Source organism: Desulfuromonas sp. CSMB_57, from assembly GCF_020194955.2.
In the GTDB taxonomy this organism is placed as follows: domain Bacteria; phylum Desulfobacterota; class Desulfuromonadia; order Desulfuromonadales; family Syntrophotaleaceae; genus JAFCIY02.
Genome location: NZ_JAFCIY020000028.1, coordinates 1 through 13,086 on the forward strand (window position 1 = coordinate 1; position 13,086 = coordinate 13,086).

The following is a 13,086-nucleotide window of genomic DNA, read 5'->3' on the forward strand; positions in this document are numbered from 1 at the left end:
CCGCCAAAACCGGCAGCAACTGCCTGCCCATCGTCGATTGCAGTCTGAGATTTCAGAACCAGTGGGAGGACGAAGAGAGCGGGCTTTACTACAACCTGCACCGGTACTATGATCCGGACAGCGGGCAGTATCTGAGCCCGGACCCCATCGGCCTGGAAGGCGGATTGCGGACCCACGGCTATGTGCATGATCCCATGCAGTGGGTGGATCCGCTGGGGTTGGCGGGGTGTCCAAGCCCGGTAGCTAGAGGGGAGTATTTTTATAATAAATTCGGACGGACTGGCAATTTGAACCACGACATCACTGCGCGCGGATACAAGAAGAAAGATGATGCTCTCTATTCGTGCCGGAACAGTCGCGGCAAAGCCCAGAAAATGATCCTGAAGATCGCCGCCATCTAGGGATTTTCCTGGGTCACTTGGTTGGCGCGCATGAACTGATGGCGCTGCCAGTAGCGGTTGATTTCCTCCTTCAGTCGGTTTTGCTGTTTTTTGATCCCCGCAAGTTTGATTTTGCTGGTTTTGGCCAGCAGTCGGCCTTTCTTCGGGTGCGTCACGACCAGAGAATGGCCGAGCCAGCTTTCCTGAAAGGTCACGGCTTCGACGGCATCCCAGTCTATCAGGCGTTGATCGGCGGAGGTTTTGATGCCGAGGTGGCTGATCTCGATGGTTCTGTTCCGTTTCAGGGCAATCTCCACCGGTGGGAAATATTTCAGGACGATGGCCAGTTCCTCGTCGTTGGCCGGCTCGTAGCGACAGGCCAGTTCCGCTTCGTGGTCGGCCGCGAATTTGCTCTCGTAGTCGGCCCACAGGCGTCCTTCGATGGCGTCGGCGGTAAGGATCTCCTCGACCCAGGTGCGGCCCGGGGGACGGGTCACTAAGGCACCGAAGCTGTGGGCGGGTAGCTGTGCGCCGACGTTGGCCAGCCTTTCGGCCAAGGGTGGATGGGAATCGAAGGGATGGGGCACGCTGGCGTTTGCCATGGCCTGGTCGAACTTTTCCGTTTGCACGAAGGACGCCAATCCGTCGGCGATGAAGCGGGCGATGCCCAAGTTGTCGTCGAGGCGCTGATCACGGTGGAACAGTTCGGTCTCCACCTGCTCCCGGTACTGGGCGTAGGCTGAAATTTTGATCAGGGTCTGGGCCATGGCCGCCGGCGCGACCAGGTCGGCGGCGCAGCGGTCGGCCCTGAATTCACGCTGTCGGCTGTGGCGGCTCAGAGCCACCTCGAAGATGACCCGATACCAAAGCAGCAGGGGGGCCAGCAGCATGGTCAGCCCCCCTTCCAGGATGGCCTCGGTATAGTGATCGAATTGCACGAGCTTTGGCCCCAGCAGCGCACTGCTGCGGGTGTCGCCGCCGCTGAGATGGGCCAGTTCGTGGGCGAATACCGCATCTGCCTCGTTCTGATCCAGAATTCGCAGCAGGGGGATGCTGATGAACAACGTGCGTCCGTTCAGGGGTGTGTCGGCGACGGTCAGGCGGGCTTCGGTAACGAAGAAATTACTGTCGATGCCGGCGACGATCTGTTGCGGCGGAGCCGTGTCGAGGCGCTGGGCCAAGGCCCGGATACGCTGCCAGAGGCGGGGAGCATCGGCTTCCTTGAGGAGCTCGCCGTCCACGGCGTTGGGGTTCCGGACCCGCGTGAAGATGCCCTTGATGGCGACAAAAACCCCGAGGACGGCAAAAATACCGGCTACCCCTATGAGCTGCAGGGAATACAGTTGAAAGAAGTGGGCAGTCACCCAGAAGGACAGCCATACCGCCATGACGCCCTGGACCATCACCATGCCGGCAATGACCCAGGTGGAGAGGCGCCAACCGGTCACGAAGCTGGCGTAGCGCAGGGAATCGTTGACGAAGGCCAGCAGGCCCAGCAGCATCAGGACCGCCAGGAAGCTTCCGCCGGCCAGCATGGTCCACAGGGCGATTCGTCGTGCCAAGGCGAATTGCCAGACGGCCGAGCTGGGTTCGCAGACCGCGTTCCGGTAATCCTGGAGTTCGGGGTCCGAGAGCCGGCAGGCCACCGAGGGCGGATGCGCGCCATAAAATGTTCTGGCCGCTTCCCGATCTTCGGCGGAAAGCTCGCGGTCCGTCTCGATGTGCTGCATGACGGCTTCGAGAAATTCCTGGTCGTGGGCGCGCTGTACCCGGCCGGCAAACAAATAGGTCGTGGCCGGCAGAAGGCAAAGCAGCAGCAGCGAAAGCAGTAGGCCCTTGAGCAGTTTGGGTTTCCGGGGATACGGGCAGGACATGGCGGGAGGCTCCTTGGGACAAATGTGTCGGAAATAATGATCGGGTGCATATTATATGCGTCCGGCTCCCGCCGTCAACTGTTCCCTCGGGCGCAGGCGGGTCCTGACCTCGCGTCGCGGCTTACCGCTGATCGTTTTACGTCAAAACCGCCAGATATTCGCGAAACGCAAATTGCCAGGGCTATCCTCGAACAGCGGATGCTGCACGGGAGGCAGATTTACTGTCTTGTCGGCGGGCTCCGAGGGAGGGCGCCGGGAGTGTCGCGGCAGCTGGGAAAGCGGTTGTATTTGCGGCGGGCAAGGGCTAATCTAGGACGCGTGTTTTGCCGCCCGTCCAGCGGGCGATCATCCGGAACCGAATCATCCAAGGAGTGCAAGTCCATGTTGATTGTCATGCATCATCACGCGACGGCCGAACAGATTCAGACCGTGGAGCAGGCCGTGGCCGCCTTGGGATTGCAGGCGGTGCCCATCCCCGGCCAGGAGCGTACGGCTATCGGAGTGCTCGGCAACCAGGGCTATGTCGATGATGCCACGATTCGCGATTTGCCCGGGGTGCTGGAGGTCATCCATGTCAGCAAGCCCTACAAACTGGTGTCGCGGGATTTCCATCCGGCCGCGACGGTGGTGCAGGTGGGGGCGGTGGCCATCGGCAACGGGCATCCCGCCGTGGTCATGGCCGGGCCCTGCTCCATCGAAAGCCGCGAGCAGATGCTGGCCGCCGCGCAGCAGGTCAAGGCCGGCGGCGCCCATATGTTGCGCGGCGGGGCTTTCAAGCCGCGCACCGGACCCCACTCCTTCCAGGGGCTCGGGGTCGAAGGCCTGCAGTATCTGCGCGAGGCCGGCGACGCGGTCGGCCTGCCGGTGGTCACCGAGGTGATGCGCATCGAACAGCTGGATATTGTTTGCCGCTACGCCCACATGCTGCAGATCGGCGCCCGCAACATGCAGAATTTCGATTTGCTCAAGGAGGTCGGCCGGTGCCGTTGGCCGGTGCTGCTGAAACGCGGCCTGAGCGCCACCATCGAGGAATTTCTGGCCGCCGCCGAGTATATCCTGGCGGAAGGCAACAGCCAGGTGATCCTCTGCGAGCGCGGGATCCGCACCTTTGAGCGGGCGACCCGCAACACCCTCGATCTCTCGGTCATTCCCCTGGTTCGCGAGTTGAGCCACCTGCCGATCATCGTCGATCCGAGCCACGCCACCGGCAAACGCAGTCTGGTGCCGGTGATGGCCAAGGCGGCGCTGGTCGCCGGCGCCCATGGACTGATGATCGAGGTGCATCCGGAACCGGACCGGGCGCTGTGTGATGGCGCCCAGAGCCTGACCGGCGCCGGTTTTGCCGAGTTGATGGGTCAGTTGCGGCATCTGCAGCAGGCCTTGGCGGGCTGCTGAAGGCCGCGGCCCGTCAGGTCGGCTCCGGCCCCCTCAATTCCACCAGGGTAATTTCCGGCGGGCACATGAAGCGGATCGGCAGGGTGCTGGTGCCTAGGCCGCGGGATACGTAGAGGGGCAGTCCGGTGGTTTCCGTATGATAGAGGCCGGACACGAAAGGGCCGGAAAAGCGCGGCAGGTACAGGGGCGGCAGGAAGGGCAGCCGGACCTGGCCGCCGTGGGTGTGGCCGCACAGGATCAGGGCGATGCCGTCACCGAGGAGATCGTGGGCGAAGGCCGGGACATGGGACAGCAGGATGTTGATTCGTTTCCGGTTCGCGATGCGGCGCATGTGGGCCACCTGGTCACCGGATGCCGGATAATCCACCCCCAGGATGGAAAGAGGGGCCCCCGACAGGGTGAGGTCGTGGCGCTGGTTGATGAGCAACCGCACGCCGACCCGGTCGAAACGTCGACGCAGGCGATCCCCTTCGATGCGGGCCCAGTATTCCCAGTTGCCCTGTACCGCCACGATGCCGTGGGCCGCCCGCAGTTGCCCCAGAAATTCGAGCACACCGTCAAGATTGCGGTTGCGGTCGACATAGTCGCCGGTCAACAGGATCAGGTCCGGCTGCAGCCGATTGACCTGGGCCGCAATCCCCTGGAAATAATCATTACATTCGCGCAGATGCAAATCGCTGAGTTGTACCAGTCGCAGGCTGCGACCCGCGGGCATGCGCGCCAATCTGAGGCTCAGGCGGTCCACCCGTACCGCCTGAGGTTCCAGCCAGGCGGCATCCGCGACCAGCAGGCCGGTGGCCAGGGTAGCACCCCCCAACAGGAAGCGGCGACGGGACATGGTTGCTGCGGGGGGCTGTTCGGTGCGGGGAGCGCTCACGGTGGGCCTTGTACGTTGAAAACCGATCAGAGACAACAGGATATGGTGGGTACTATAGCATGTTCGCCGTCGTTGACCAACGGGATGCTAACAATCCGGCCGGGTCCGCGGGGCGCCGATCTGGAATCGGGAGGCCGGGAATGAAACAGCAGATAGCCGTGGTGGCGGTGGCCGCACCGCTGGACAAGGCTTTGTCCTACCGAGTGCCCGAAGCTCTGCGCGGAACCCTGGCGGTGGGCATGCGGTTGCGGGTACCCCTCGGCCGCCGTACCGCCGTCGGCTATCTGCTGCAGATCGTGGAGGGGGAGGCCGACGACCTCAAGGACGTCTTCGAGGGACTCGATGCCGAGCCCCTGTTTTCCGCCGCCATGGTGGCCCTGTTCCGGCGGGCCGCCGATTATTACCGTCATCCCCTGGGCGAGGTGATTCGTACCGCTTTGCCGGCCGGCCTATCCGGCGGGCAGGGCCGGCTCGCCCCCCTGCGGGAAAGCGTCTATCGGCGAGCACCCGACAGCCCTGCGGTGCGCGGCGCGCGGCAACTCGAGCTGCTGGCCTTCCTGGATGCCTGCGGTCAGGCGAGTCGCAGTGAGCTGCTGGCGCGTTTTCCCGGTTGCCAGGGCAGCCTGCGAAGTCTGCTGAAGCACGGCCTGGTGCTGGAGGACAGCCAGGAACGGCTGCGCGATCCGTTCGTCGGGCAAGTCATTCCGGCGGATACGGTCGTGGCGCCGACGGAGCATCAACAGCAGGCCCTGACCATCATCGATTCCGCTCTCGAGGGGGGCGGTTTTCAATCCATCCTGCTGCACGGCGTCACCGGCAGCGGCAAGACCGAAGTCTATCTGCGGGCCATCGAAAAGGTTCTGGCGGCCGGCCGCCAGGCCCTGGTGCTGGTCCCCGAGATCGCCCTGACGCCGCAATTGGTCGGACGTTTCCAGGCGCGCTTCGCGCCGCGTCGGACGCGCCTGGCGGCGCTCCATTCGGGTTTGTCCGCCGGCGAACGCTATGATGCCTGGCGGCGCATTGCCCGTGGTGAAGTGGATATCGTCATCGGCGCGCGCAGTGCCGTGTTCGCGCCCCTGGAGCGGCTCGGCATGCTCATTGTGGATGAAGAACATGAGTCGAGCTACAAGCAGAGCGAAGGATTTCGCTATCATGCCCGGGATCTGGCCCTGTTGCGCGGCCAGATGGAAGGGGCGGTGGTGCTCCTCGGCAGCGCCACGCCGGCCCTGACCACCTGGCAGCGGGCCCGCTCCGGTCTGTCACTCTATGTGTCCCTGCCGCAGCGGGTGCTGGAGCGGCCCCTGCCGGAAGTGATTCTGGTGGATCTGACCGTCGAGCGCCCCGATGGGTTGCTGGCGCGTCCCCTGCAGGAAGCCCTGGCCGCCAACCTGGAGCGCGGTGAACAATCGCTGCTGCTGCTCAACCGGCGCGGCTTTGCTCCCTACCTGTTGTGCGCCGACTGCGGGACAACGCCGCGCTGCCCCCATTGCGACATCACCCTGACCTACTACCTGGCGCGTCGCGAACTGCGCTGCCATTACTGCGACTATCGCTGCGTGCCGCCCGAACAGTGTCCGACCTGCTTCGGCACGGAATTGCTGCCGGAGGGCGCCGGCACCGAACGCCTCGAACAGGAGCTGCAGAATCTGTTTCCCGCCGCCCGCATCGCCCGCATGGACCGCGACACCACCGGCCGCAAGGGTGCGCACCAGGACCTGGTCGAAGGGATGCTGGCGCGACGCCTGGACATTCTGCTCGGGACCCAGATGGTGGCCAAGGGGCACGATTTTCCCGGCGTCACCCTGGTGGGCGTACTGCAAACCGACAATCTGCTCAATCTGCCCGATTTCCGTGCCGCCGAGCGGGCCTTCACCCTCCTCACCCAGGTTGCCGGTCGCGCCGGGCGCGGCTCCCAGCCCGGCCGGGTCTATATTCAAAGCTATGCGGCGGGACATTACGCTCTGGAATGCTGCGTGCGCCATGACTTCGAGGGATTCTGTCGGCAGGAGCTGGCCCTGCGGGAGGAACTCGGCTATCCGCCCTTCGGCTATCTGGTCAACTGCGTGCTGACCGCCGCCGATGCCGCCCTGGTCGGCCGCACCGCCGAGCAGATCGCCGCCGGCCTGCGGGAGCCGGCCGGCCGCCTGGGTGTCGAGGTGCTCGGGCCGGCGCCCTGTCCCCTGGCCCGCCTGCGGGGCAAATCCCGTTTTCAGGTCCTTCTGAAAAGCCCCCAACGGCCTGCCCTGCGTCACCTGCTGGGACGGCTTGAAAGTCTGCGGCGCCGTCTGCCCTCCGGAGTCGCCCTGGCGGTGGATGTCGATCCCCTGGACATGATTTGATCTCGCCTTCCGAGTTTCGTGTATTTATCTGTGTATGAAAACAACTCAAAATTGGCTTCCGGAAGGCCCGGTGCTTTCGTCCTCTTTCCTTTCCCGCCCCTCAATTGCTATTGTGATTAATATGTTAGCAGTTTGTGGTGAAGATTTGGGCAAACTGGTATGCGGTTTGAATAAACTGAACAGTTTCACCAAAAAGCGCTTGCGGGAAGACAGGTTGCTGCCTTGAATTTAGGCGACATGTCTCCTTTTCTCACACAAACAGGAGGAATCATGACAGTGCAGTTGGACGAAAAAGTAGCACCGATTTACCAGGAGGTTCTGGCCCGGAATCCCGGCGAGGTCGAATTCCATCAGGCCGTTCGCGAAGTGCTGGAATCCCTGGGACCGGTGCTGAGCAAGTACCCGGAGTTCCGTGACTACAAAATCATCGAGCGGATCTGCGAACCGGAGCGGCAGATCATCTTCCGGGTGCCCTGGCAGGACGACCAGAACCGGGTGCACATCAACCGCGGCTTCCGGGTGGAATTCAACAGCGCCCTCGGCCCCTACAAGGGCGGCCTGCGTTTCCATCCGTCCGTCTATCTGGGCATCATCAAGTTTCTGGGGTTCGAGCAGATCTTCAAGAATGCCCTGACCGGCATGCCCATCGGCGGCGGCAAGGGCGGGTCGGACTTCGATCCCAAAGGCAAGAGCGATGCCGAGATCATGCGCTTCTGCCAGAGCTATATGACGGAACTGTATCGCCATATCGGCGAGCACACGGACGTGCCGGCCGGCGATATCGGCGTCGGCGGGCGTGAGATCGGCTACATGTTCGGCCAGTACAAGCGCATCACCAACCGCTACGAGTCCGGCGTGCTCACCGGCAAGGGCTTGGGCTGGGGCGGTTCCCTGGCGCGCACCGAAGCCACCGGCTACGGTGCCACCTTCTTCGTCGAAGAGATGCTCAAGGCGCGCGGCGATTCCCTCGACGGCAAGACCTGCACCGTGTCCGGTTCCGGCAACGTCGCCATCTATGCCATCGAGAAGATCAACCAGTTGGGCGGCAAGGTCGTGGCCTGCTCCGACTCCAACGGGGTCATCTTCCACGAAAAGGGTATCGATCTCGATCTGCTCAAGCAGCTCAAGGAAGTGGAGCGCCGCCGGGTCAAAGACTACGTCACCTATCACAGCGATGCGGTCTACACGGAAAACGGCAACATCTGGGATGTCCCCTGCCAGGTGGCCTTCCCCTGCGCCACCCAGAACGAGCTCAACGGCAAGGATGCGGCGACCCTGGTCAAGAACGGCTGCATCGCCGTCAGCGAAGGCGCCAACATGCCGACCACGCCGGAAGGCGTCATGGTGTTCCTGGACGCCAAGATCGCTTACGGCCCGGCCAAGGCGGCCAACGCCGGCGGCGTCGCGACTTCGGCCCTGGAGATGCAGCAGAACGCCAGTCGCGATTCCTGGACCTTTGCCCACACGGAAAAGCGCCTGCATGAAATCATGGTCAATATTCACAAGAACGCGGCCGAAACCGCCGAGGAATTCGGCACTCCCGGCAACCTGGTGAACGGCGCCAATATCGCCGGTTTCATGAAGGTCGCCAAGGCCATGCTGGCCATGGGCCTGGTCTGATTCGACAGGTATTGCAGTTCTGTCCCAACACAAAGAGCCCGGCTGAAGCCGGGCTCTTTGTGTTTCAGGCGGGAAAGGACGGAGTCCTCCCCCTCAGCGAAAACAGACCACCTTCTGGGCGACCACGTCCGACATGAGTTGCATCTCCTGGTCCAGACGAATTACCTTGACGATTTTCCTGAAGCGGCTGCTGGCCGGCATCAGTCCTTCCAGGAGATTGCCCTGCCCGTTGAGGAAATCGTGGTTGATGCAGCAGTAACGGCTTTCCGGGAACAGGGCCAGGTAGAAGATCTCCGTTTCCACCAAGTCCTGGAAAAAGTGGGTGCCGAAGGACAGTTCGGGCATCAGCCCCCCACTGGAAAAAGCCACCTCGGCCAAAGCCGCCACATTGTTGATTTCGGAAAAGCTGACCGGTACGCCGAGGGACGGCGTGGAGGTCCCCCAACGTCCCGGCCCCATGAGCAGGGTCGGATTGTTCTCCTTGTCGCACAGACGCTTGTTGAGGCGGCCCACCAGGCGGGCGACCTCATATTTGTCGGAGAGGGGCAGATTGCTGTATTCCTGGGGGTCGATCCAGATCAGGCAGCGAATCGGCTGGATGACGTTGCCGCCCATGAAGTGACCCTCGGAAGTGAAAAAGATGCGCTCCGCGTCGAGATTCTCCGGCAACTGCACGGCCCGGTCCTGGCCGCGGGTCTGCAGCGGACGGCATTGCAGCAGGTTGATCTTGGGCGTCTCGCCGTTGGCGAAGTTGACCGTGAATTCGATGTCCACCGGGTAGCGGTAGGTGTCCTCCAGGCTTTTCAGCATGCGCTGCATCAGTTCGGTGAAGCGGGTTTGGGCGAAGAGTTTCTCGAAGGTCAGCAGCCAGGCTTCCTGGCTTTTTTCGCTACGCTCTTCCAGCCGCCGGCTCAGGTCGTGGTTGCGGATCGCGTAACGTTCCAAGTCGAGATCCCGGCAATGGCCGGTCAGGTTCAGCAGCGGCATGGTCTTCAGGGAGTTCTGGTTGACGTCCAGCAGATCCACGTCCCTTTGGGAGAAGCGCCGCAGATCGTCGGAGCCATGATGGGGTTGCTTCAGCGGGTTGTCCAGGGCGACGATGCGCGGGTAGTCCCCCTCGACGCGGTCCACCGCCCGGGTGCCGAGGCCGAACACCAAACGCAGCATGCCGGCCTTGGGATCCATGTCCCGGTCCCAGACAAAGGTGTTGTAGGAGGCGCCGACCCCGGCCAGTTCCGGAAAATAGTAGTGATCGTGATAGGCTCCGGAGACCCGCTGGACCAACAGGGCCATCTGTTCCTGGTGCTGATCCAGGCCCCGTTGGCGGCGGTAGGCCAACGCATCCTCGCTCATGGTGCTGGCGAAGATCTGACGGACGGCATTCTCGAACTGTTCGTAGCGCTCTTCCGGGGTTCCCTGGTTGACGCAGAAGTAGCTGTCGTATTTGCCGGCAAAGGCGTTGCCGAAACTGTCCTCGAGCAGGCTGCTGGAGCGCACGATGATCGGGTATTGACCGAAATGTTCGAGCATTTCCTGGAATTTGGCCCGTACCTCCGGCGGGAAGACGCCGTGGCGCAATTTCTCCTGCAGATCCCCGGCCATGGCAAAATAGCCATCGGGGGTTTTTTGCCGCATCAGCAGTTTCCACCAGCCATTGTGAACGATATAGGAAAAGTAAATGTCCGAGGCGATGTGAAAGGAGTCGTGGGGTTCGAAGTAATGCTGCCAATCGAACTCGAAATCGCGCAGCAGGATGTTGCGCGCCAGCAGCATGCCGACCGCCTTGCCGCCGATATAGCCGGTGCCGATGGTGCGGGACTTGATGTCCAGCAGGTCCTCGAGGCTGAAAAATTGCCGGGCCAGATCCAGCATGCGATCGTCGTGGCCGATCATGATCCGGCACAGCTGGTCGATCATGCGTTGCTGGACTTCCTGGGGTGACGGGGTGTTGACCAGTTCCTCGGCTTCCAGGAACAGCCGGTCCCAGTAGTCCAGCTGCCGGCGGGCATTGTCCGCGAAACCCTGGTAGATGTTGGTCAGATTGGTGGCGTCATAGCTGTTGGCGATGGGCACGAAATTGTGGTCCTGTTCCAGGTGGGGCAGGAACATGGTCGGGGAATGGCGTTGCCAGACCTTCATGGGGTGAACATAGTTCTGGCCGTTGCAGGTGTAGATGTCCAGCAGCAACTGCGTGGTCTGCCGGATCTGGGCGATGGTGTTAAAAGAGTGGCCGCTGCGGATCAGGGCGAAATAGGCAATGGTATCGAGTTCGAACAGGTAGGGGCAGGTTACCTGGAAGAAATTGCCGATCATGGCATCCGTGGCCCAGGCCAGCAGCAGGTCGGACAGGCAGTCGAACACGTAAAAGGCACCGGGACCGGTTTCCGTAATGATATTGTGAACCCGGGTGGCAAAAGGCTCGAAGCCCCGATAGGCATCCAATTGATGAACGATGACCGAAGCTGTTTCGTCGACCAGGGGTTTGTGTTGCCCGAAGCGCATGTATACCACTTGGCGGCCGTCGGCCAAGGCCTGATTCACGAAGGGAGTCACGAAATACTGATAGTCGCTGACACTGTCGGTGCGCCAGACGACGTTATCGCCCATGCGCAAGCTGTCGAGTATTGTGTCCAGTCCGGGAAAACCCGTCGTTGCCCTTTGTTCAAGGCTCATGCCGGCGCCTTTCTTCTTGGTGAGAGTCATATGGGGTCGGAATCGCGCATGCCGGGACAGCATGTCGTGCGGTCGCTGGTTATGATTCCTTTGCGGATGAAACAGCGTGCTGAATCGATGAGCACTGTCGTTGTGGATGGTGCTGAATTATATAGCATCCTGCCGGGCCTGCCAATGCAAAACGGAAAAATACATTGTTTGATTGCATCTTCTGCAATTTTTAGTAAAGTGAATTGTTTGCTGTAAACGGATGGCGGGGGCGGACCCGGCCGGGGGGATCGGCTTGGTCAGGTGCTTCGGAGTTGCAGAGCATGGCGGCAGAGAAGAAGGACCAGGTATGGACCAAGAGGCTGTCGGAGCAGGACGCTGCCGGCGGTTTGCGGGATGGCGATGTGACGGCCCCCGACCAACGCTTTCGTTCCATCTTTGAAAGTGCCAACGCCGGCATGAACACCGTGGATGGCGAGGGGCGTTTTTTGGAGGTCAATCCGGCCTTTTGCCGCTTTGTCGGCTATTCCAGCGAGGAACTGAGCGCCTGCACCGTGTTCGATTTGACCCATCCGGACGATCTGCCGGAAACCCGACGACGGTTCGGGGAAATTCATTCCGGGCTGCGGCGCGCCTTCAACTATGAAAAACGCTTTGTTCGCAGTGACGGGTTGGCGGTCTGGGGGCATGTGACCAGCGCCTGGCTGTTTGACAGCCATGAACGACCTCTGTACGGCGTCGGTTTGGTCCAGGATATTACCGCCCGCAAGCGAGCCGAAGAACGCCTTTGCCGGGCACTGGTCGCCACCCGCCAGGCGCGGGACCGGATCGGCGCCATCCTGGAAGCGGTCGGCCAGGGGCTGATCGTGACGGACCAGCGGGGCCGCGTCATGCATCTCAGCCCCTCTGCCGAACGCTTGCTGGGAGTGCGGCAGAGTTCTGCCGTGCCGCAGTATCTTCCCGAACTGTTCTCGGATGGCCGGGTTGCGCAGCGGGTGGCGGCGGTCATGCACAATCCCGAGGAGCAGAACTCCTTCGAATTTGATCTCGCGGGCAACCACGGCAACCCTCCGCGCACCATCCAGGCGCGGGTTTCGGTGATGCGCGATGCCGCCATGGTCTTGCAGGGTTTCATCCTGGTGTTGCACGATGTCACCCGGGAGCGTGAAGTGGATCGGATGAAGACCGAATTCATTTCCACCGCCGCCCACGAACTGCGCACCCCGTTGACCTCCATTCAGGGCTTTTCGGAAATTCTCCTGAGCCGGGAAGGTTGGCGGGCCGAAGAACGGCGCGACATGCTGCAGGCCATCCATGCGCAGGCTCAGATTCTGTCCATGGTTGTCACCGATCTGCTGGACGTCGCTCGTATCGAGTCCGGGGCGGGATTCGTTCTGAACCGGCGCGACTGCCGGCTGACCGATTTGGTGCAGCAGGCCATTTTCCACGTACCCCATCGTTCGGGCCGGCACCGGTTCGAAATCGACATTGCCGGCGACGCCGAAACGGTCCATTGCGATATGGTCAAGATGCGTCAGATACTGGAAAACCTGCTGAGCAATGCCATCAAATATTCGCCCGCCGGCGGTTCGGTTAAAATCGCTGCGCGACGCGATGGCGAGGAAATCCTGCTCAGCGTGCAGGACCAAGGCATCGGCATGGCGCCGGAGCAGGTGCAGCGGGTGTTTGACAAGTTCTACCGGGCGGATGTTTCCAATTCGGCCATCGAAGGGGTTGGGTTGGGAATGAGTATTGTCAGGGAGATCGTCCATGCCCACGGCTGGCGCATCTGGATCGAGAGTATGCCGGGTCGCGGCACGACCGTATTTCTGTCTCTGTGCGGCAGTTGAAGGGCGCTTTGCGGGCCGGTCGGACACTTGAAAAAAGCTGCAACAGGGCCTGCCGGCCGTTCCCGGCGGAAGCCGTGCCCGTTTTGGGCT

7 protein-coding genes and 1 pseudogene are annotated in these 13,086 nt (G+C 62.0%); 5 read left to right on the forward strand and 3 right to left on the reverse strand.

Annotation, left to right across the window (positions count from 1 at the left end; translation table 11 throughout):
• Positions 1-227 (forward strand): annotated as a pseudogene (locus tag JQN68_RS14875) (RHS repeat-associated core domain-containing protein); the annotation flags it as partial.
• 170 nt (positions 228-397) lie between these two features.
• Here the strand turns inward: JQN68_RS14875 and JQN68_RS08705 are convergent.
• On the reverse strand, positions 398-2,254 hold the full coding sequence (locus tag JQN68_RS08705) for a M48 family metallopeptidase (RefSeq protein WP_225072023.1): 1,857 nt from the start codon (positions 2,252-2,254) through the stop codon (positions 398-400).
• Between the two features lie 381 nt (positions 2,255-2,635).
• On the opposite strand from JQN68_RS08705, the gene aroF reads away from it, so the two are divergent.
• Positions 2,636-3,649, forward strand: a complete 1,014-nt coding sequence (gene aroF, locus JQN68_RS08710; RefSeq protein ID WP_225072024.1) for a 3-deoxy-7-phosphoheptulonate synthase — start codon at positions 2,636-2,638, stop codon at positions 3,647-3,649.
• Between the two features lie 13 nt (positions 3,650-3,662).
• On the opposite strand, the gene JQN68_RS08715 is transcribed toward aroF, so the two are convergent.
• The gene (locus JQN68_RS08715) at positions 3,663-4,487 is read right to left on the reverse strand and encodes a metallophosphoesterase (RefSeq protein WP_249621123.1); all 825 of its coding nucleotides are present in this window, start codon (positions 4,485-4,487) and stop codon (positions 3,663-3,665) included.
• Positions 4,488-4,666: 179 nt separating this feature from the next.
• On the opposite strand from JQN68_RS08715, the gene priA reads away from it, so the two are divergent.
• Both priA and gdhA read left to right on the forward strand, forming a co-directional pair.
• Positions 4,667-6,865, forward strand: a complete 2,199-nt coding sequence (gene priA / locus JQN68_RS08720; protein ID WP_225072026.1) for a replication restart helicase PriA — start codon at positions 4,667-4,669, stop codon at positions 6,863-6,865.
• 270 nt (positions 6,866-7,135) lie between these two features.
• Positions 7,136-8,485, forward strand: coding sequence for an NADP-specific glutamate dehydrogenase (gene gdhA / locus JQN68_RS08725; RefSeq protein WP_225072027.1), 1,350 nt, complete (start codon positions 7,136-7,138; stop codon positions 8,483-8,485).
• A gap of 93 nt (positions 8,486-8,578) precedes the next feature.
• Here gdhA and JQN68_RS08730 read toward each other — a convergent pair whose 3' ends face one another.
• Positions 8,579-11,158: a PEP/pyruvate-binding domain-containing protein gene (locus tag JQN68_RS08730; RefSeq protein WP_225072028.1), complete on the reverse strand. Its 2,580-nt coding sequence runs from the start codon at positions 11,156-11,158 to the stop codon at positions 8,579-8,581.
• Between the two features lie 311 nt (positions 11,159-11,469).
• On the opposite strand from JQN68_RS08730, the gene JQN68_RS08735 reads away from it, so the two are divergent.
• Complete coding sequence (locus JQN68_RS08735) at positions 11,470-12,996, forward strand: sensor histidine kinase (RefSeq protein ID WP_225072030.1); 1,527 nt, start codon at positions 11,470-11,472, stop codon at positions 12,994-12,996.
• Positions 12,997-13,086 lie beyond the last annotated feature (90 nt).